Raw genomic sequence first — 20,587 nt, 5'->3', positions numbered from 1 at the left:
CCCGGAATCGCACCAAGGCTAGGCTACGCGGCGTGGATGTACGAGTAGATGCACGTATCGCGGGTGTGATCTTGGTCGATCCGGTAGGTCGTCTGTTGTTGCAGCGGCGTGACGGCAACACTCGGGTGGACCCGTACCGCTGGTGCCTTCCCGGCGGCAACGTCGACCCGGGCGAAGATCCGCTGGCCGCCGCTCACCGTGAGTTGTTGGAGGAGACCGGCCTCAAGGTCGAGGAGCTGCTCCTGTTCTGGCAGGGCCTCGCTCCCTCGGCGAAGTTCCCTGGCGCGGTCGGCGAGTTCTCGATCTTCTACGCGCCGACCGACGCCACGGACGGGGATGTGGTGTGCGGGGAGGGCGCCGCGATGCGTTTCGTTGACGGCGTTGAGGTGCGCTCGCTGGAGTTCGGGCGGGCATATGGGGAGATCGTGCCGCGTTTCCTTGATGCCCCGCAGTACCAGGAACTGGTCAGCGCCTCTTGATCCACGTCAGCCGGTTGACCTCATACATCTCGGCCAGGATGGCCTCGATGTCGTAGTCGTACTTCCAGTTCGGGTAGTGGTTGGCGAACTTCGCCGTGCTACCGACCCACCAGATGTGGTCGCCGACGCGATTGTCCTCTTGGTACTCCGTGATCATCTTGTGGCCGGTGATCTTCTCGGCGAGTGTCGTCGCCTCCATCAGGCTGATGTGTGAGTGCCGTCCGCCGCCCATGTTGTAGACCTCTCCTTGCCGCGGGGCGCGGAGGAACGCCTCGAACGCGGTAACGAGGTCGTGAGAGTGAATCGCGTCGCGGACCTGCTTGCCTTTGTAGCCGAAGACCCGATAGGTGCGTTGCTCCATGGCGCAGCGCATGAGGTAGGCCAGGAACCCGTGCAGCTCGGCAGCTGCGTGCGCGGGGCCGGTCAGGGTGCCGCATCGGAATGTGGCGGTGTTGAGGCCGAAGTACCGGCCGTATTCCTGTACCGCGATGTCCGCCGCGACCTTGCCGACGCCGAAGATCGAGTGCAGGCACGAGTCGATGGGCATCGCCTCGGTGATCCCGTCGGCGTATTCGTGGCCGGGTTCGACTTCCCAGCGGGTGTCCAGCTCGATGAGTGGAAGCTGGTTGGGGCGGTCGCCGTAGACCTTGTTGGTGGAGGTGAAGATGAACGCCGCGTCGGGGCAGTGGGTGCGGGTGTGTTCGAGCATGTTGACGGTGCCGACGGCGTTGACGTCGAAGTCGGTCAGTGGTTCGCGTACCGACCAGTCGTGGCTTGGTTGTCCGGCCGCGTGCACGACGACGGCGATGTCTTTGCCGTAGCGGGCGAACACCTTGCCGAGGGTGTCGCGGTCGCGGATGTCGTGTTCCAGGTGGGTGTACCGGTCTCCGAGTTCGTTGATCAGTTTGATGGCGTTGGGCAGGGTGGTGCCGTCCTTGCCGAAGAAATACCGGCGCATGTCGTTGTCGATGCCCACGACGTCCAAGCCGAGGGTGGCGAAGTGCCGGGCGGTTTCTGAGCCGATGAGTCCGGCAGAGCCGGTCACGATGGCGACGCTCATGCAGGGATGCTCCGTTCTTGGAGAGTGGTCCATGCCCTGACCTGTTGCCGGGCGTGGTCGAGGTCTGCCGGGGTGTTGATGTTGTGCCCGGCGGGGAGTCCGATCGGGGCGACGAGCGCGCCGCGCGGGATGCTCCAGCTGATGTAGTCGGCGATGCTGGTCGAGCGGACGGCGAAGCCTGGCGCGTCGGCGAGCATGTGTCGCGTCCAGTGCCATGCGCCGAGCGGAACCAGACCGGACGGTTGGGCTGTCCAGCTCACGGCGGTCACCAGTCCGCTGTCATCGACCAGGACCGCCGGCCCGTTCGGATTCGCGCTGTGCGGTGCGACGCCCATGCACAGTTCGGCGTGTGCGCCGAGTTGGTCAGCGAGGAGGAGGAAGTTCCGTAGCGCACCTGGGTGGGTGATGGTGTCTGCCTCGATCACGGTGAACCGGTCGCCGTAGCGGGCGCAGTCCACGACGTCGGGCAGGTAGCCGGTCGGTGGGCCAATGCTGACTTCTACGGGCTGGATGTGCCGGGCCGCGAGCGCGGCGGCCTCTGCGTCGGGTTCGCGCAGGTGCAGGTACAGCTGGGAGGGTCGAACCGCCTGAAGCTCCTGCAGGATCCAGCCGAGGATTGGGCGATCTCCGACCATCTCGATGGTCTTGTGTTTGCCTCGTGCCACGTGCTGTAGCCGTGTGCCGAGGCCGCGAGCGAGGATGACGACCGGATGGTTGACCGACATCACCGGAAGCGCCATCAGGGTTGCCGCGTCTCGGTCAGGAACACCGAGCCGCCTGGCGTCAACCCAGCGTCAGCGATAACGTCCATGGCGTAGTCGTAGTCGGACACCTTCCGGTTCTTGCCGTAGATCAGATACTTGTTGCGGAAGTCGGCCGGGGTGGCGTTGAAGACGATGACGTTGGCCCCGGCGTCGAATCCGCGACGCTGGCCGCCTTCGACTCTGGCGCGCATCGCGCTGACCGAGGGAATCGTCCACGCGGGCTGCGCGAGCCGCATCGCGGCAAGCACGTTCAGCGTCAGGTCGACGTCACCGGCAGGAGCGCCAGCCAAGGGCGTGTCCGGTGCGGGCACGAATGGTGCCGCCGACATCATGTGTACGCCCATGTCGCGGCACAGCAGGATGTCATGCGCGATGCTGTCCAGGCTTTGACCGGGCAAGCCGATAATCATCCCTGAGCCGACCCGGTACCCCAGGTCCAGCAGGTCCGTTATGCACGCGAGCCGCTGGGTGAGCGCCTCATGCCGCAGCCGTAGGTACAGATCCGCGTCTGATGTCTCGTGTTTGATGATGTAGCTCGTCGCACCCTGCTCGCGCAGGCTGGCGTACTCGGCGCGGGTCTTGTTGCCCAGGTTGAGCAGCAGTTCCACCCGGCCGTCGTAGAGGTCGCAGATGGTGGGCAGCGCCGCGCCGACCGACTTGGTCGTCTGCGGGACTTCCCCGCCCTGTAGGCAGATCACATCGACGCCGAGGGTGCGCACGCCGATGGCCGTCTCGATCATCTCGGCCGGTGTCTGGTGGAAGACATCGTTGGTGCTGGTGTTGGAGCGCCGCATCGGGCAGAAGTCGCAGTCGACCCGGCACAGGTTCGTCACCTCGATGACCGCGCGTACGACGACTCGGTCGCCATACATGTCGGTGCGTGCTGCACGGGCCTGGGCGAACAGTTCTTCTCGTTCGGAGCCTTGCAGCGTGAGCAGGGTTCGGATGTCGTTTTGATCGAGCACGGGAACTCCTCTTCATCGGGCGCGCTGGGCTGCGGTGCGAGAGTGCGGAGGGCCGGGCCGGGCTGCAGGCGTGCCTGCAGCACCGGTGTGAACTAGCTCGTCTGGGTCCTCGTCGTTGAGGGCGCCGAAGTTCCTGCGATGGCTGTGCGGGTGGGCCGGCGGCAGGGGCCGGGGATGCCCGCTGCCGCCGGCCCGGGAACCGGGCCGTCCGTGGCTGTCCCCTGTCACGGACGGCCCGGTCAGGTAGCCGCCTGACGGCGGCTACTCAGTGGGGGTGGTGGAGTTCGGGTCACCACCACTCCTGATCTCGGTGGGTGCGGTCTCAGCCTTCGGCGGCCCGTGTGGCCGGGGCGGCGGGCTGTCGTGGTGTGCCCGGCTTGTGGGCGCGCACGGTGCGGCGTTCGTACGAGTTGAGGAGCACGGTGGGGTCGGCCATGAGCTTGATGAATCGGTCGAGGTCGGTGTGGCTGAGTTCGGGTTGGATTAGGTGTGGCCGGAAGTGTTCGGCCGCGTCGGCGATAAGGCGGCAGCCGGGGCTGCCGCCGGTCCAGGTTTCGACGCTGCGATGGGTGCACACGGGATTCATGCCTGCGGCGACGAGCGAAGCGGTGATGTCGTGGGGCCAGGTGGGGCGGCCGTTGCCGGTGATGAGGCTGTAGATCATCGTCGCGAGGTGTTGGATCAGGTCGGCGTCCTCGCCGCGTAGGTGGAACACCCGAGCAGGGGTGAAAGGGAGGTCGGCGAGGATCAGCCAGCTGCCGGGCCGTAGCCGGTCGATGGTCTGTCGGATTACGGCGTCCGGGTCGGGCAGGGGGCCGTGGAGCCAGCGTGCGACGGCGATGTCGACGGTGTCGGGTTCGCCGGGCAGGTCGACGGTGTCGAGAGTGCGTAGGTAGACGTCGATGACGGCGGTCGGCGCGAGGTGGCTGGTGTCCTTGTCGACTGCGATGACCCTGCCGTGAGGGCCGACGAGGCCGGCCAGATGGGTGGTCAGCTCGCCGGTGCCGGCGCCGATCTCCAGCACGCGTTGACCGGACCGGATCGGGATACGTTCCAGGGCGTGGCGGATTGCCGGGCCGAGCAGCTCCTGTAGGGGCGCGGGCGACTGCGACGCTTGGGTCCGTGTCATTGCTTCACTCCAGGTCGGTGTGGTCGGTGAGGCAGAGCGGGTATGGGTAGATCAGCCACACGCGCTGACGGCGCGGAAACAGCTGCCGTTGCGCAGGGGCGTTGGTGGTGCTCGCGGCGGGTTCCCACCAGCGGCGGGGAGCGTGGGTGCGGGTGAGCAGGAGGAGATACACCTGCGGACGCCATCCGCTCGGGGTGAGCGCCGCGGCTTCGTAGGCGAGGATCTGCCCGGTGCCGGCGTCGAGGATCAGCAGGTGCCGGGTCCGGTCCTTCTCGCTGGTCGCGGCGAGAGCGACCCCGGTGCGTCCGGCCTGGTCGAGGGTTGCTGGGTGCGCGGTCAGGCCGTTGGCGTCGGCGAGGATCTGCAGCGCGAGGCTCCGTTGCTGCCGGTTCGGGCTGTACCAGAGCGCCAGCGTCGCGAGGCCGTTCAGCAGCGCTGCGGTGTCGTCTCCGCGTCCGTTGTCTTGGGCACTGCTGATCAGCCAGGTACTCGTCGTGTAGGCGTTGGTGAGGTCCCGAATCCGCAGTTCGCCAGGTTGCCACCAGTCTTGTGTAACCTTGCGGCTCGGTGACCGTGTGGCGAGCTCCGCGCCGGAGTCGTCGGGGGCGTACCAGCGCACCGCTTGGCGTTCTCTCAGGGTGCCGGTCTCGTCGTAGGCCCAGAGCTGGTGGTGCACGACATCGAATCGTCCGGTCGTCGCGTCGCATGGCGTGACGGTGACCCGCGCGGCGAGGTCCAGCAGCACCGGACGAGCCGGGCTTCCAGGGCGCAGCCGCACCCCTGGTGTGGATCTCGACGAGCCGTGATGTGGAGACAGCCTCGGCACAGTGCAACCGGCTCCGGCGCTCACGTGAGTTCTGGCTGCGGGGAGGGGTCTGGGAAGGGTGCTCACCTGTGCCGCCGCGACGAGGAGGGTCGCGGCGGCGGTGGCGGCGACGGTGCTGGTGCTGGTGTTCATTTCGGTTTCTGGTCGTTTCTCAGGCGGACGGGACGGTCATCTGGATGCGGGACAGGAGTTCCGAGGCCTCGTAGATGACGTTGCGTTGCCGGGGGGTGAGGGGTTCGGCGGCGTAGCCGGCGACGACGGCGGCGAAAGGGTCGGTGACGTGGGTGGCGGTGCCGGCGAGTTCTTCAAGGAAGGCCAGTGCGCAGTAGGGGGTGTAGAAGGGGCTGTAGCCGCCTTCGTGGGCGGCGATGAGCCGGCCGTGGCAGAGCTGGTCGGCGACGCCGACGAGCAGGCGGGTCATCTCGCGGTAGGAGGCGGCGGTGAGCATCTGCCGGGCGAGGGGGTCGAACACGCCAGCGTCGAAGCCGTTGGCGAGCAGGATCAGGTCCGGGGAGAAGCAGTACAGGGCGGGCAGGACGACGTCGGTCATCGTGTTGAGGTAGGCGGCGTGGCCGCTGCCCGGTGGCAGGGGCACGTTGAGGGCATAGCCGACACCGTTGCCGGTGCCGTTCTCGTGGATCCAGCCGGAGTCGGGTGGGAAACACCCGGCCTGGTGGAGGCTGATCGTGAGCACGCTGGGGTCGTCGTAGAAGATGGCTTGGGTGCCGTTGCCGTGGTGGGCGTCCCAGTCCACGACCGCGACCCGCGCGAGCCCGAGTTCGGTCTGGGCATGGCGGGCGGCGACGGCGATCGAGTTGAATAGGCAGAAGCCCATTCCCTGGCTGGCGGTGGCGTGGTGGCCGGGCGGGCGCACGAGGGCGTAGCCGTTGGTGATGTCGCCCTGGGCGGCGGCGGTGACGAGTTCGATCAGCCCTCCGGCGGCCAGGCGGGCGATGTCGTAGCTGCCGTGTCCGACCGGAGAGAAGCCGTCTCCGGCATCACCTCCCCCGCCGCGTAGGTCGCTTTGGGCCTTGACGTGCTGGATGTAGGCGTCAGTGTGGACGCGCTGTAGTTCCTCGACGGTGGCCCGCCGGGGCTCGATGACCGTCAGCTCGCCCAGCAGTCCTGAGGCGTGGATCAGCTCGTGGACGCGTCGTTTCGCCTCCGGGTTCTCGACGTGCACGGCGGGCTGGACACCGGCGCGTGGGTCGGCGGGCAGCAGACCGGCGCTGGTTCCGGTGTCGTGCCACAGGTATTCGGGATGGAAGACGTAGCCGGTGGTCATGACGTTGCCCTTCGGTCGGTCGGAAAAGGCTGGTGCCGGCGTAGCTAGTGCGCGCAGGCGTCGGCGGGTGTTGCCGGCGCGGGCCGGGGTCGTGGAATCGGTCTGGATCGCAGTCGGCTAGCGGCGGCGACATCGGCGACAAAGGCGTCGATCACGCCCGGGGTGATGCCGGGCATGCAGATCAGGTGGCTGGTGTCGCCATCGGTGGCCAGGAGCCATTTGCGGCGTACCTGTTGTGGCGGGGTGGGTAGGACGACGGTGAAGGCGTGCGGGTGCCGCGAGGCGGGCCAGCCGACGGTGTTGAGGCGCTCGGTGGTGTAGGCGGCGAGCCGGCGGGCCTCGGTGGTCCGCCAGCGGTGGCCTTCTCGTCCGTGCACGGCGATGGCGTGCCACAGCAGCGCGGCCGAGAGGCCGCAGCGGGAGCCGGTGATGGTGGTGTCCGCCGTGGCGGTATAGGCCACCCGAGAGCCGGCGGGGCGAAGATGATCGCGCATGAGGACGATGCCGCACGGTGTCGGTGTACCGAAGAACTTGTGGCCACTGATCGCGATGCTGCCGATTCTGCTGGCGTTATCGAGGCGCAGTCGTCCGTCCAGGGCGAGAGGAATGCCGGACAGGGCGGCGTCGACGTGCAGGTGCCCGCCGGGGTGGTGGTCGTCGAGGATGGCGCGGATGCGGCTGGGGTCGTCGACGGCCTCGGTCATGGTGGTGCCGGCGGTCGCGACGACGATCGCCGGCCAGCGGCGCCGCCGGTGAAGCTGCTCGGCGAGGTGGGTGTAGTCCATCTCCCCATCGGCGTGGGCCCGGACCGGAACACCCTTCGCGCCGAGCAGACCGACGATTTTCGGCACGGAGTAGTGGCCTGCGGTCGAGTAGTAGATCCGCGCCGTGGCATCGCGCCGGTGTGCGGCGTGCAGGGCGGACAGGTTGCTTTCCGTGCCGCCGCTGCTGACGTAGCCCCACCGGTCGTCGGCGGGCATGGCGACCAGGTCCGCGACCCAGGTGATGACCGCGCGTTCCAGCGCTCGGGTGTGGGCCACGCCGCCGGTGTCGGCGGGATCTCCGATGTTGTTCCACAGCCTGCCGCCGAGACGCGTCATGACCTCCGTGTGGTCGAGGTCCACGGCGCCGGGGAACCCGATGCTCGTGGTCGCCGCGGCGTCGGCTTCGCGGACGAGGTGCTCCAGCACGGCCGCTACGTCGATCGGTGCGCAGCTCAGGTCCGCAGCGTCGGTGAGGTTCACGGTCTGGGTCACGCTGACCGCCCGTGCAGGTGTGTGGTCAGGGTGTGGTGCAGCACCTGAAGGTGTCGCCACACCGCTCGGGCGTCCGTGTCCTCGGGCTGGGTCAGGTTGCTGTGGGGGTTGTAGTAGGTGATGCGGTCCGGGTCGAGGGTGCGGTTGCAGCGGACTCCGTCCACGCCCAGGCGGGCGTGCGGGTCACGGTCGATGTGCAGGACGGTGCCGTCGGTCAGTAGCGCGTACGCCTGGCCTTTGAGGTCGAACGCCGACAGCCGCCGGCCGGGTAGGTCTCGCAGGGTGTGGGCGACCTGGTTCCAGCGGCCCTGGTCGGAGTCGAGGGTGCTCACGCCGATCCCGACGTAGGTCGACCCGGCGGACTGGGTCATGTCTCCGCCGTTGACCATCGAGCCGTCCGGGCCGAGGGGATGCCACCGGCGGTGAACGGACGCCGCGCGGGTGATGTTGTCCCGGGCCACATCGTCGAGGTCGGCGAGTAGCCCGGGCAGGTCATCGGCTTCCGGGGAGGCCAGCCATAACCGGTAGGCGGTGTGCAGCCGGTAGCCGTGTGGCTCGGCCGGTGCGTCGCTGACGAAGAAAAGCATCACGCCGTGCGGGCCGAGCGCGTCACGGCTGCCTAACCGCTGATCGGCCTCCACCATGTGACCGGTGTTGATCCGCCTACACCGGTACGCCACCTGCCGCCGCAAGTCAGCCCACCGACGCTCCTCCAGCGACACCCCGCCATCGCCGTACTCCTGCCCATACGGCGCCGGGGCCATGGACTGCTGAGGCGAGGACGGTGGCGGTGAGCCAGCCGGCACGCCCGGCTCGTAGCCGGGTTGCGAAACGGGGATGGCGGGCCCCGACGGGTGAGCAGCGGGGTTCGGGGTGTGGACCGGCTGGCGCGGTGCGTTGCTGGCAGGGTCCGGCCAGGCACGCCCCGGCCGCCGTGGAGTCTCGGGAGGGCCGGCGCTGTAGTGCCTGCCCGAAGCAGGAGTCGCCGCGTGAATCATCATCGTCGCCCCCTTTAGATCGAGACGCTGATCGCGTCGGGAACAGCGTTCGTCTTCGGTGTGCCTCGGCCGATGCCGGCGTAGACCTCCGGACGGGCTTGCCGTAGATGCGCCGCCCACACCGCGCCAGCAACGGCGAACGCGACGAGGATCACCGGCAGCAGCAGCGGATACAGCGACCCCGGCGCGGCACCGAGCAAGGAGCCGGCGTTGCCGACCATCACCCCAAGCAAGATCAGCCCGCCGGCCACGCCCAGCGCTGGCGCGATACGCCACTCCCACACACCGGCCCGCGGACCGCGCAAGTCCGCTGATGCGGTCAGCGCCGCCACCGACGCGGCCAACAACAAGCACAGCAGACCCATCGCGCCCAAGGCGGAGAGCCAGGTGAACACCACCGCGATGGGGTCGGCCCCGCCGAGGGCGAACGCGCCGACCACCACTGCGGCGATCACCGTCTGCACGAGCGAGCCGCCGCGTGGGGCACTGACCCGAGTCGTGCTGCCGGTGCGCGCGAGCCCGGCGGGTAGGACGCCCTCGCGGGCCATGCCGAACACGTACCGAGCCACCACGTTGTGGAAGACCAGCTTCGAGGTGACGATCGCGAGAACCAGGACCAGCTCAGCTGCCGGAACCCATCCGCCACCGAGCCGCTCCAGGATGGAGAACGGCAATCCCCCGGTCGGATCGGCGGCCACCTCACCAACGAGAGGGGGCCCAACGGCGACGCTCATGGCCCACGCGGCGAGCGCATACACACCGCCGAGGACGAGCACCGCCCCGACGGCGGCCCGGCCCACCGACCGGCGGTCTACGGCCTCCTCGACCATCGAGCCCGGCGCGTCAATGCCCATGAACGCGGCCACGCAGAACGCCACCGCCCCGCCCACGCCGCCGACCGTCAGTCCGGAGGCGTCGAAACCCGCCCAGGACAACCCGCCGTTCGCCGGTTGCCCCACCCCGGCGACGATGAACGCGGCGACGACCAGCAGCGACGCCACCAGCACGCCCGTCAGGACGCGGGTGGACAGCACGATCGCGCGCACCCCGAACGCCCCGACCACGGCCACGGCCAGACCCGCCCACACCCACCACGCCCCGCCGAACTGACCGGCGAGCGTTGCCCCCAGCAGCCCGTACAGGCTGATCTGAATGCAGTTGTAAGCAACCAGCGCGACCAAGCCGGCGGCGACACCCCAGCCACGACCGAGGCCGTGGGCGAGGATGCTGTAGTAAGCCGCCGGGTGCCCCACCTGCCGGGCCATTGCCGTGTACCCCACCGCCAGCAACGCCACCACCCCGGCGACGAGCACGAACACCAGCGGCAGAGCCGTTATCCGCGTCGTCGCGTACGTAGCCACGATGCCTCCGGCGAGCACCACCATCGGCGCCGACGCCGCCGCGCCGGACACCCACAACCCCGCCGGGCTCAACGTCCGTCGCGCGAGCGCGACCTGCACATGCGCCGCCCTCACCGCCGGCCCCGATCCGGCGAGTCCGGGCAGTTCGTACGGTCGCAGCCGCCCACCGGGTGCCGGTCTACCTCGACCGAGGTCGCCGCGACGAGGTAAACGGCCACCGGCCGCACCGGACCGGGACGCCAAAAGGCGGCCTCGTGGTCGAGCTGTCGCTTCGCGGCCTTCGCGGCGGCCGTGAAGCCGAACAGGTCGTGCAGGCCGTTGGCCCACTCGCGGCGCACCGCGTACCCCCAGGCGACCTCGTCCGACGTCACGTCTCCCGCGTCCGTGACGGCGGCCCCAGCGTGCCCGAGAGATGCCGGTGACGGTGATCGGGACAACCGTCCGGCGTTCACGAGACGGAGATGGACTAAAGCTCGTATCCGACTCAGAGCGGACACCATGAGGGGTGACTCCTTCGGTAGCAGGGTGTGAAAGGCCGGCCCGCCGCGTCGCAGCTAGCGGGATGATCAAGACAGAGGGATCTGAAGGAGGACGGCTAGGGAGAACGAGGTGAGGTCGCCGACACCGCGCTGCGGGGCGTCGGCGTCGTAAAGCGGTGCGTACGAACCCGGCACGGCAGCCCATCGGAGCGCCGGCCCGTAGACCCGGGTCGCCACATCCGCCACAGCATCGGGCCGCCGGGCTCCAACAAGACCGGCGACCGCACCTCATACCCCAGCCGAGCAAATACGCTCTCGCGCGGCTGGGCACCGCTCACCTCGGCGTACGCCGGCAACCCGTCCGCATCCAAGCGGTGGTGGTACGCCGTCAGCAGCGCTCGCGCGGCACCACGCTGGCCGGGGCGGACCGCGAGGTGGGCGAGGAGATGGTGCGGCGTATGCGGCGTCAGCGCGTCAACGTAGACATGCAGCAGCGCGAACGGGGATGCGTACGGGCCGAGCACCTTCTGCAGGTCACACCCCCAGGCGTCAACCGGCGCTGGCGGCTCTACCCGCGAGTACCAGACCGCCACCGCCTCGGCGCCGTCGAGAGTGTCGACCTGGCCCTCCAACATCGCGCGCTCAAGAACGAGACGTGCGTAGCGGCGCAGCACCGCAGCACGCGCAGCCCTGTCCGGAACCAGCCAAGCGGCCGTCGGTTGCGCCAGCAATCCGTACGCGATGATCTCGGACAAAGCGTCGGTGTCCTCGCTGGTCGCGCGACGGACCATTCCGGCGCGTGCGATCGTCCGCGCCGGCGTCATGTCGCGTCTCCGGCCATGCCGCTCGCGGCGCTACCGGCAGGCCCGTCCTCCTGCGGCCCGGTCAAGGGCGACGCACGGTGGCTCAGCATCCACCGAGCCGTTTCGAGCGCGTGATCGAAGGTCATGGCCAGGTGCAACTCGTCCGACGCCACCCCCGCCAAGGGCAGCCACTGCCGCGCCGCCTCCATCAACCGCGGCGGACCACAGACGTACACCGCCTGCCCCGGCCGGTGGTGATACATCGCGACGCTGAGCAGGTTGCCCTGCACGACCGGCTCCACATCCGGGTCGTCGGAGAACGCCAACACCACCGTCAACCAGTCACCATGCGCCTGCTGCAACTTGTCCAACGCCACCGCGTCGTACAAATCAAGCAGCGTCCGAGAACCAACCACCAACGTCACCCGACGCCGGACCGGCGAGCCAGCCACCTGCTCCACCAACGCCCGCAACGGCGCGAGACCCGTACCGCCCGCCGCCAACAACAGGTCAGCGTCACCAGCACACTTCAGCGACAACCCCACATCCAACGGCGGCCCCAACCACAGCATCTCCCCCGGAACCACCTGCTCAACCAGCACCGGCGAGACCGCACCGCCCGCAACCGCGCGTACGTGAAACTCCACCGTCCCGTCAGCGCGAGGAGCATTCGCCGGCGACAACCACCTCCACCGCCCCGCAAGGCGCGGCGTGCATACAGGAACCGCCTGACCAGACAGAAAGCGGAGACGGCGTACCGGCAACACGGTCACGACCGCTACCCCATCGGCCGCCGCCTCGCACCCCACCACCTCGGCCACCGTCACATCGGGTCCATCACCCAACGTCCCCGCCGCCCGCTCACTGAGACGAAGCGCCTGACGGCAACCCTTCTCCCACTGTCCTGCCTGTTCCGGAACCCAGCTCGCACCCGCGAACCGCCGTACCGTGTCCACCACCGCCGCAGCGATCACCGTGTCGTGATACGGCTGCAAGTCGAACCTTCGATACATCCGACCCATCACCGCCAAAGCGGCACGCCGACCCGCCGGGTCTCCCCGACCGGCCACGATCTGACCGAGAGTCGAGAAGAACATCGGCGCACTTTGTTCCGGCAGGAACCGTACGCTGCGGTCTTGCATATAAGACCAGAAGCATTCTGAGGCGCGGCCATGTGCGGCGAGCGCAGCGTCTAGCGGCGTCCTCGAATCAGCCATCATTAGCGACCGCTCCTGCACATTCGCTCACCGTCTTCAAGATCGCTTACTGCACACTCGGCTTCACATCTCATCGTTCGCCCAATCAAGCACCGGTCACTGCCTTGCGCATCCAACGCTGTGATACCGGATCTGTCCTTGGACGTAGCGTTGCCTATAAGCTGGGCCAGCAGCAGGCGTGCACCGTGTGCACACGCATCTGCACACGACGCTTGGGGGTGACGTGGAGTCTTTCGGCCACATACTCAGGCAGTACCGCACAGCAGCGGGCCTGTCGCTACGAGATCTCGCAGCGCTCGTGAAGTTCCAGTACAGCCACATCTCACAGGTGGAACGCGGGGAACGTCGTCCCACTCAGGCGATGGCAGACGCCTGCGAGCGAGCCTTGGCGGCCGGAGGCGTTCTGGTAGAGGCATATCTACGTGAGCAGGCAGGTGACACTGACGTGCGTAGACGCTCAATTCTACAAGCCATGGGCGCACTCGCCGCCACTCCCGCCGTAGATCGCGTCGTCGGCTTGGAAGCGTTACGACATGGCCTCAGCGCCGCTGTCAACGTGGAGTACGACGAGTGGACGGACATCGTGGCTGCCTACGGCCGAAGCTACTACCAGCAACCGCACGACCATGTGATGAAGCAACTGGGCCGCGACATGGCTGTGCTGCAACATCAGATTGCCGTCGACCGTGGTGATCGTCGGCCCTTGCTGCTCCGGGTTGCCGGTCAGCTGTCAGTCATCATCGCTCTCGGGCTGGTGGCGTCTGGTCAGGTGATGGCGGCCCAGCGCTGGTGGGAGACCGCGCAGCGACTCGCCGATGGATCGTGTGATCCGGAGACGCAGGTGCTCGTGCGAGCGTGGGACGTCGTGAACGGCTGTTACGACGGCCGGCCTGCTGAACAGGTTGTGTCACTGTCGAGCGAAGTGCTGCCGCTGCTCCGTGGGCAGGCGACCGCCGCGACGTGCGGCTTGCTCGCGGGACGGGCACAGTCACTCGCTTTGGCGGGCAGGCATGCAGAGGCGATCAGTACCGTCGAGCAGCTTGGCAGCATGTTCGAGCGACTCCCGGCAGAGACAGTCGCCGACGTAGAAAGTTTGTGGGGTTGGCCAGAGCATCGGCTTCGACACACCGAGTCCTGGGTTTACACACATGCGGCTGATTACCGAAGGGCCAATCTCGCACAGGACCGCGCCCTAATGCTATATCCAGCGTCGCAGACGCGACTACGAGCTCAGGTTCAGCTGCATCAGGCGGCAGCACTTATTCGCAGCGGGTGCGTGTCGGATGGGTTACGTCTCGCTGCTGATCTTCTAGATGAGCTGCCGATCGAACAGCACAATGAGATTGTTCGCAGCGTCGCCCGACAGGTCACCGCTGCCGTGCCCGAGACCGAGCGGCGTCGACCCCTGTATGACGATCTGCTCGACCGCGTACGGATCTAACCCTCGAACGAATACAAGGGCGAGCACTGCCGCATCGCAGGGATGGCCCCGTACCATCCGGCCATGCTCAGCTACACCGCCATCGCTGGCCCCGCTGCTCGCCCGCTCTTTGGCCCCGTCGGAGACCTGTATGCCCTTGTGTACGCGGAGCCGCCCTACAACGAGGGGCCGGCGCAGGTTGCCAGATTTCGCGAGAGTCTTTCGGAGGAAGCTTCTCGACCAGGGTTCTCGTTGATTGCTGCCGAGGATGGCCGGGACCTCGTCGGAGCGGCGTACGGCTGGACGATGCCAGCGGGCACCTGGTGGTCTCGCGCCGAACAAGATCCTTCCCGTGAGATGCTCGATGTGGACAAGTTCGCGTTAATGGAGTGGATTGTGCATCCCGCACGTCGCGGTGAGGGCGTTGGGTCGGAGTTGATGCGGCGACTGCTTGCGGACCGGCGAGAGCGGTGGGCAACCCTAGCGTCGGATCCCCGATCTGCCGCCCGAGCCATGTACGAACGAGCTGGATGGAAGCGTGTAGCGACGTCGGTGCTGCCATGGGGACCGTCGATGGATCTTCTTGTCCTGCCGCTGCCGATCAACGACGTGTGACGCGCCTGCGGGAAACCCATAGGGCAGCAGACCTACGCCCGCTCAGCCATCTGCCGCGTTCGTATCACTGCTGTCAATCCCCTGGAATCGTGGAGGGCTCCGTTATGCGGCCCGGGCCTCCAGGGCGCGGGTCTCTGATCGTTCGTAGTCGATGGGCGAGCGCCAGTCGCAGACGGAGTGCCGGCGGCGCCGGTTGTAGAAGTCGGTGATCCAGGTCGCGATCTTCAAGCGGGCTTCTGTGCGGGTGCGGAAGTGACGGCGGTGGACGTACTCGACCTTGATGGTGGAGAAGGTGGCCTCGGCGACGGCGTTGTCGAAGCACGACCCGACCCGCCCCATTGACTGGCGTACCTTCCAGCGGGCGCAGGCTCGGGTGAAGTCTGCCGAGGTGTATTCGCTGCCTCTGTCGCTGTGGAAGATCACCCCTTCGACGCTGCCGCCGCGGGTCACGGCGGCCATGTTCAGCGCCGCGACGACCAGCCCGGCGTCGTGGTGGGCGCCCATCGCGTAGCCGAGGATCCGACGCGAGTACAGGTCGATGACCGTGGCGAGGTAGAGCTTGCCCTCGTGGGTGCGGATCTCGGTCATGTCGCCGCACCAGGCGACATCCGGCGCGGGCGCGGTGAACACCCGCTTGATGAGGTCCGGTGCGGCCGGACGCTTACCTTGGCGGGTCAGGCCCCGCCGGCGGCGCTTGACCCGGGCGGCCAAGCCCAGCTCGGCCATGAGCTGCGCGATCGTGTTGTCGGAGACCTGCCAGCCGGACTCGCGCAGCTCGATGCCGATGCGAGGGCTGCCGTAGGTGCCGCCCGAGTCGTCGAACACCTTCTGAACGGCGTCCGCCAGCCGGGCACGCCGGTCATCGCGGGGCGTTGGCGGCCGGTCACGCCACTTGTAGAACCAGGACTCGGACACCCCCAACGCCCGGCAGGCCAGCGCGTGCGGCACGTCATGCTCGGTCCTCTGGGAAGCGATGAAGGCGGCCACGCTCACCGGCCCGTCGCTTCCTTGACCCACAGGACCACGGATCGCTTGAGGACATCACGCTCCATCGCCAGCTCCGCGTTCTCCCGCCGCAACCGTGCCAGCTCCGCCCGCTCGTCCTCGGCCAGCTGCCCAGCAGCGGCCTCACCGCGAGTCTCGCGGTCCCTCTTCACCCAGTTGGCCAGGGTCCCGCTGTTGATCCCCAGGTCGCGGGCGACCTGAGCGATCGACTTGCCCGTCTCACGCACGATGCGCACCGCGCCCGCCCGGAACTCCGGATCGAACTGGCGTCTCGTCTCAGCCATGAACCTCTATCCCTCAAGCTCTGGCCTCCACGCTACGAGGGGAAGGGCACTGCCGTCGATGGCCAAGGCCAGCGGATTAACGCCTCCGGTGAGTGACTGCTGCGTGACGTGAATGTGATCCTCATGTTTGACTACAGGCATGGGGGCGAGCGGGGTTCGGCTGTCGATTGACTGCGGAGGCGCGAGTACCGCGGCCGTGCTGGCCTGGCCTGATGGCAGATCCTCGGTGGTGATGGTCGACGGTTTGCCGTTCCTGCCGAGCGTCGGCTATGTGAACCCCGACGGCGGGGTGTGGGTGGGCCGGCAGGCTTGGCAGGCCGCCGGTGACCGGCCGAGTCGGTTGGTGCCGATTCCGCGTCGGCCCGCTGACGGCGGCCTGGTGGTCGACGGTACGGACGTTGAGGCGGTGGAGCTGGCTGCGGCGCCGCTGCGTCGGGTGGTTGCTGAGGCCGAGCTGGTTGCTGGTGGTCCGGTGGCGGATGTGCGGTTGGTGGTGCCGGCGGGGTGGGGGCCGCGTCGGCGTACCTGGATGCGGCAGGTCGCCCATCGCGCGGGCCTTGCGCAGCCGCGTCTGGTGGAGGCTCCGGTGGCGGTGGCGCAACTGCTGGTCGCTACCGGTAAACAGCTTCCGGTGGGCGCCTTCGTCGCGGTGTGCGACATCGGGGCGGGCGCGGAGGTGACGGTGCTGCGCCGAGGTTCTGCGGGCTTCGAGGTTCTCGCGACGCATGCCGACTCTGGCGCTGGTGGCATGGCCGTTGACCGGGCGTTGGCGGCTGCGTTGACGCATGGCCAGGAGGTGCCGGCCGATGGCGCGGTTGAGTGGTCGGTGGCAGAGAGCGTGCGCGTCGCGAAGGAGGCGTTGGTCTCTCACCCGGCGGTGACGGTGCCGATGGCGGGCCAGGCTCCGGTGATCGCGAGTCGGACGATGCTCGAAGAGGCGGCAACGCCGGTCGTGCGCCGGGTCGTCGACTTGGTTCAGGAGACCGTGGCCGCCGCTGAGCTGGCCGGTGATGACCTGGCGGGGATCTACTGTGTTGGGGGCAGCGCTCATCTTCCGCGCCTTGTCGCTGCCATTGCCGAGCGCTCGGGGGTCATTCCGGCCGTGGTGGTCGACCCGCAGTTTGCGGCGGCTCGGGGTGCCGCCGAGGCGGGTGCGGTGGTCTCAGGGCCGGCTCGGGTGGAGGTGGTGGTGCCGCCGGTGCGGCGGGCCGTGGCGATTGCGGTGCCGGGCTTCGCGTCGCTGTGCTTGTTCTGGCAGTGCATCGTGACGGCGGAGACGAACAACGCATTGAGCGTGCACTACTGGGTCGACTTCAACTGGGGCGGTCTGGCCATGGCCGCTGTGTCCGCCCTGTTGGCTTGCTTGGCGGCGGGCACCGTCCTCGGGTCGTTGATTGCTGCTCGCAGCCCGACCTCTGACCTGCGCACGGAGGGCGGGAGAGTAAGTGTCGGCATCCTCGCCGCGCTCTGTCTCGGGACGGCCATCGCTGGCCTGTATGCGGTCGTCGCCGCTCAGTACTTCGGCCTGCCGGTCGGCGGCAGCTTTCTCCGCTGGGCGTTGTGGCCGATCGTTCCTCTCGTGGTGATCGCGGTGGTGATGGCCGTGGTAGCCGCCCGGCAGTCGCGTAGGCCGCACGGTGGCTGGTCGGCTCTGCTGGCCGCGCCGACCGGTTCGGTGGTGGCCGCCGCGCTGGGCATGGGGTTGATCCAGTACTCGCTGACCGCCGATCGGTGGCCGCACCTGGTGGTGTGGATCGACCTCGCCGGCCGCCTTGGTGGGCTGCTCCTGGGCGTCGCGGTGGTGATGGCGCTGGTGAGGCCGCTGATGTTCCGGCTGATCGTGTCCGCTCCGGTAGCGGTCATCGGCGCGGCGATCGTGAACAGGCAAGCCACTGGGATTCTCGCCGCCGGCTACGCGGTGGCGGTGGCGGTGTGGTGGGCGGCCCGAGTGTGGACGCGCGTCATCCGTCCCGCCGCTGCGGCGCCCGCGGCTTTTGGCGGCTCTCTCGGTGGAGGTGGGTGAGGTGCGTTGGCCGCGGCAGGTGATGTCGCTGGTGGTCGTCCTCGTCCTGTTGGTCGGCCCACCGGTGGTGTTGCTGACCGTGGTCGGTCCGCCCATCTCTGGATGGCCGACCTCGGGGCAGGTGCGGGCATGGGTGCAGCAGCCGTTGACTGAGCAGACGCTCACCGCCGCGCTCACCTTCGGCGCCTGGCTGATCTGGCTGATGCTCGCCTACACCGTTGCCCTTCGAGTGTTGGTCCGTCTCCGCTCGACCTCGGCGTTGCTGCGGCGGCTGCCACTGCCCACGCCGCTGCAGGCCACGGCCAGCGGATTAGCCGGTGCGGCGGTGTTTGGCATCACCACTAACACGACTTCCGCCGCCCCAGCGCACCCACCGCAGCCAGTAGCCGCCGGCACCAGCACTGTGCATGACGAAGCCGGGCCGGACGGCGGCGCGGGTAGCTACACGATCGCGGATGCTGACGGAATCAGCGTGGCCGGTGGCTGGATACCTCGTGACGTTGCCATGGAAGTATCGGCTGCCGCCTCGCTGATCTGGCTGCGCCGCCGCCGCGACTACCGACCCGGCCTCGCCCCGGGCGATCAGCCGGGTTCGGACCTTGCTCCACTGCCTCGCACCGTTGCCAGCGTGCAGGCGAGACTCGCTGACACCCCCGCATCGACCATCGAGTCGTCGTCGTACGCCATCACCAGGCTCGGCGACGTCGTTCCCGCCGGAGGGATCGGCCTGATCGGCGAGGGCGCTCTCTCCGTCGGTCGAGGGCTGCTCGTCACCACCCTGCTGGCGAGGCAGCGCCGCCCAGCTGCCTCACTGATCATCAGCAATGCAGCGTTGATCTCCCTTCTCGGACCAGCAGCGCAAAGCCTCATCAAGCGGCTCCCGCTCACGGTCGTCGAGAGCCCTGATGAGGCAGCACGCTTCGTTCAACCGGCCGAGCACCTCCCGCAGACGAACCTCCCCCGGCAAACCCAGACCACCCCGAGCATGAACCGCCGGCCCGCCATCGTGATCCTCGACGGGAAAGACTGCGCCGGAGGCGACCTGAAGCACCTCGACGATCTCAGCGTCGAGACCGCCACCACCCTCATCGTCCTGGGGCAGTGGCCTGCCGGTCCAACCTGGCATGCCGACAGCGCGGGCCACTTGTATGACCCGCACGACACCACGATGCCGAGGCTGCGGCTGTGCGTTCTCGACCACGTGGCCGCCACCGACCTGCTCGCCGTCATCGCCCCGGTAGAGCCGACAACCGGCGCGACCTCCGTACCCGTCGCCGCGCCCGAACCGGTACGGCCGAATCCACGGCTGCCACGCCAGAGATCACACCTCTCCGCTGCTGATACACCTCGCCAGCGGCTGCACTTGCGAGTCCTCGGCGATCCTCAACTGCTCATCGACGGTGAACCCCTGACCGTCCGCCGCAGCGCCGCCCTTCAGGTCCTGGTCTACCTCGCCAGCGTTCACCCCACCGGAGCGGACGCCGCGCAACTCACCGATGCGATCTGGCCCGGACTGCCACACCACGCCCTCACCGGACGCCTCTATACCGCGCTCAGCGACCTACGCACCTCGATCCGCGATGCCTGCGGACTGCACGTCATCGACCACGCCGATGACCGCTACCGGTTCAACCCCACGCACCTCGACGTCGACCTGTGGCACCTGAACGCAGCCCTGCGCCACGCCACGACCGCCATCACACCCGGCCCCGAGGCGTGGCAGGCCGTCGTCGACGCCTACCCCGCCGACCTCGCCGAAGGACGCGCCTGGCCCTGGCTCGACCCCATCCGCGAGACGACCCGCCGACGCGTCATCGACGTGTGCGCCGCCGCTGCCGCTGCCGAACCCGACCCGGACCGGGCTCTTAGCCTGCTGCAGGCCGGTATCCGCATCGACCCCTACAACGCTGCTCTCCAGGAACGCACCCACCGCCTCCTGCACGTCTGCGATGACGACAATGCTGATTCCGGGATAGGTAGGCCCTACCGCCGCTGACGCGCCACGGTGAGCAGGTGACCCGCCCCCTCGTCCATGGTCACCCACCCTGCCGGCACCCCGGCGTCGAAGGCTCGGGCCAGCATCGTCCGGGCCATCTGTGCCTTCGTGGCGAACTCGACGTCGTCCGGGATCCCGGCGGCTCGGCACCGGTCCCGGTCATCGGTCCACGACGCCGGAAGGTTGAGCTGCCGGTCGATCAGCGCGTGACCCTTCGACGAGCGGTAAGCCAGGAACGTCCCGATCTGGCAGTTCTCCGTCCGGCCAGCGGTGCCGGAATACTGCCGCTGCACCCCGGCCGACCGGGTGCCCTTCTTCAGGAACCCGGTGTCGTCAACGATCAACACACCAGCCGGGTCGCCGAGGTGCTCGATCACGTAGTCCCGCACGTCGTCACGGACCGCGTCGACGTCCAGTCCGCCCACCGCAACAGCCTCTGCATCCCGTCCGGCGACCCATCACCGGCCTGCTCAGCCAGGGTCCAGCCGTTCTTCCGGCCCAGACCCGAGACCAGCCCGCACAGGTTGCTGTGAGACGGCAGGATGGAGTCCGGCGATCAGCAGCTCGGGATGGTCGTAGGCAGTGAGCCTGATGATGTGGGCGAACGCGGCGCTGGTGTCGG

At 68.3% G+C, this 20,587-nt stretch carries 19 protein-coding genes and 1 pseudogene; 5 read left to right on the top strand and 15 right to left on the bottom strand.

Translation table 11 applies throughout. The features are described 5' to 3' along the window. Positions 1–32: 32 nt before the first annotated feature. Positions 33–479, top strand: coding sequence for an NUDIX domain-containing protein (locus tag VKK44_RS08405; protein ID WP_343446285.1), 447 nt, complete (start codon positions 33–35; stop codon positions 477–479). Here the strand turns inward: VKK44_RS08405 and VKK44_RS08400 are convergent. From VKK44_RS08400 to VKK44_RS08345, 12 genes are all read right to left on the bottom strand, one after another. Beyond that, positions 466–1,539: an SDR family NAD(P)-dependent oxidoreductase gene (locus VKK44_RS08400; RefSeq protein WP_343446284.1), complete on the bottom strand. Its 1,074-nt coding sequence runs from the start codon at positions 1,537–1,539 to the stop codon at positions 466–468. The two genes, VKK44_RS08405 and VKK44_RS08400, sit on opposite strands and share 14 nt — an antisense overlap. Next, positions 1,536–2,279 (bottom strand): hypothetical protein, encoded by a 744-nt coding sequence (locus VKK44_RS08395; protein ID WP_343446283.1) that lies wholly within the window; start codon positions 2,277–2,279, stop codon positions 1,536–1,538. Before VKK44_RS08395 ends, VKK44_RS08400 begins: the two co-directional genes overlap by 4 nt. Then, entirely contained in the window at positions 2,279–3,268 is a 990-nt protein-coding gene (locus VKK44_RS08390) for a biotin synthase BioB (RefSeq protein WP_343446282.1), read from the bottom strand. The genes VKK44_RS08395 and VKK44_RS08390 overlap by 1 nt, the downstream gene beginning before the upstream one ends. Positions 3,269–3,590: 322 nt before the next feature. After that, positions 3,591–4,397, bottom strand: a complete 807-nt coding sequence (locus VKK44_RS08385; protein WP_343446281.1) for a class I SAM-dependent methyltransferase — start codon at positions 4,395–4,397, stop codon at positions 3,591–3,593. Positions 4,398–4,401: 4 nt separating this feature from the next. Next, entirely contained in the window at positions 4,402–5,142 is a 741-nt protein-coding gene (locus tag VKK44_RS08380) for a hypothetical protein (RefSeq protein ID WP_343446279.1), read from the bottom strand. A gap of 232 nt (positions 5,143–5,374) precedes the next feature. Then, positions 5,375–6,508 carry a class II histone deacetylase gene (locus VKK44_RS08375; protein WP_343446278.1) on the bottom strand — a complete coding sequence of 378 codons (1,134 nt, stop codon included), beginning with the start codon at positions 6,506–6,508 and terminating at the stop codon, positions 5,375–5,377. Between the two features lie 44 nt (positions 6,509–6,552). Then, on the bottom strand, positions 6,553–7,764 hold the full coding sequence (locus tag VKK44_RS08370; protein WP_343446277.1) for a histidine decarboxylase: 1,212 nt from the start codon (positions 7,762–7,764) through the stop codon (positions 6,553–6,555). Next, on the bottom strand, positions 7,761–8,486 hold the full coding sequence (locus VKK44_RS08365; RefSeq protein ID WP_343446276.1) for a hypothetical protein: 726 nt from the start codon (positions 8,484–8,486) through the stop codon (positions 7,761–7,763). Before VKK44_RS08365 ends, VKK44_RS08370 begins: the two co-directional genes overlap by 4 nt. A 290-nt stretch (positions 8,487–8,776) precedes the next feature. Beyond that, the gene (locus tag VKK44_RS08360) at positions 8,777–10,222 is read right to left on the bottom strand and encodes an APC family permease (protein WP_343446275.1); all 1,446 of its coding nucleotides are present in this window, start codon (positions 10,220–10,222) and stop codon (positions 8,777–8,779) included. Between the two features lie 11 nt (positions 10,223–10,233). After that, complete coding sequence (locus VKK44_RS08355; protein WP_343446274.1) at positions 10,234–10,494, bottom strand: hypothetical protein; 261 nt, start codon at positions 10,492–10,494, stop codon at positions 10,234–10,236. 224 nt (positions 10,495–10,718) lie between these two features. Further along, positions 10,719–11,426 (bottom strand): N-acetyltransferase, encoded by a 708-nt coding sequence (locus VKK44_RS08350; RefSeq protein ID WP_343446272.1) that lies wholly within the window; start codon positions 11,424–11,426, stop codon positions 10,719–10,721. Beyond that, positions 11,423–12,502: an FAD-binding oxidoreductase gene (locus VKK44_RS08345; RefSeq protein WP_343446271.1), complete on the bottom strand. Its 1,080-nt coding sequence runs from the start codon at positions 12,500–12,502 to the stop codon at positions 11,423–11,425. Before VKK44_RS08345 ends, VKK44_RS08350 begins: the two co-directional genes overlap by 4 nt. Positions 12,503–12,800: 298 nt before the next feature. Here VKK44_RS08345 and VKK44_RS08340 point away from each other — a divergent pair, with 298 nt between their 5' ends. After that, entirely contained in the window at positions 12,801–14,063 is a 1,263-nt protein-coding gene (locus tag VKK44_RS08340; protein WP_343446270.1) for a helix-turn-helix domain-containing protein, read from the top strand. Positions 14,064–14,126: 63 nt separating this feature from the next. Continuing rightward, the gene (locus tag VKK44_RS08335; RefSeq protein ID WP_343446269.1) at positions 14,127–14,657 is read left to right on the top strand and encodes a GNAT family N-acetyltransferase; all 531 of its coding nucleotides are present in this window, start codon (positions 14,127–14,129) and stop codon (positions 14,655–14,657) included. A gap of 102 nt (positions 14,658–14,759) precedes the next feature. On the opposite strand, the gene VKK44_RS08330 is transcribed toward VKK44_RS08335, so the two are convergent. Together VKK44_RS08330 and VKK44_RS08325 are read right to left on the bottom strand one after the other, a co-directional pair. Beyond that, on the bottom strand, positions 14,760–15,650 hold the full coding sequence (locus tag VKK44_RS08330; RefSeq protein WP_343446268.1) for an IS3 family transposase: 891 nt from the start codon (positions 15,648–15,650) through the stop codon (positions 14,760–14,762). Continuing rightward, entirely contained in the window at positions 15,647–15,946 is a 300-nt protein-coding gene (locus tag VKK44_RS08325) for a transposase (RefSeq protein WP_088981155.1), read from the bottom strand. Before VKK44_RS08325 ends, VKK44_RS08330 begins: the two co-directional genes overlap by 4 nt. A gap of 232 nt (positions 15,947–16,178) precedes the next feature. Between VKK44_RS08325 and VKK44_RS08320 the strand changes: the two genes are divergently transcribed. Then, a complete protein-coding gene (locus VKK44_RS08320; RefSeq protein WP_343447717.1) occupies positions 16,179–17,969 on the top strand; it encodes an Hsp70 family protein in 1,791 nt (596 codons plus the stop codon). Position 17,970: 1 nt separating this feature from the next. Beyond that, on the top strand, positions 17,971–19,965 hold the full coding sequence (locus tag VKK44_RS08315; RefSeq protein ID WP_343446267.1) for a hypothetical protein: 1,995 nt from the start codon (positions 17,971–17,973) through the stop codon (positions 19,963–19,965). A 14-nt stretch (positions 19,966–19,979) separates the two neighbouring features. On the opposite strand, the pseudogene VKK44_RS08310 reads toward VKK44_RS08315, so the two are convergent. After that, positions 19,980–20,509: pseudogene (locus VKK44_RS08310) on the bottom strand (IS701 family transposase); the annotation flags it as partial. Positions 20,510–20,587: the final 78 nt, after the last annotated feature.

The sequence above is a fragment of the Micromonospora sp. DSM 45708 genome (genome assembly GCF_039566955.1).
GTDB lineage: Bacteria > Actinomycetota > Actinomycetes > Mycobacteriales > Micromonosporaceae > Micromonospora.
This window is presented reverse-complemented; position numbering and strand designations above follow the sequence as displayed.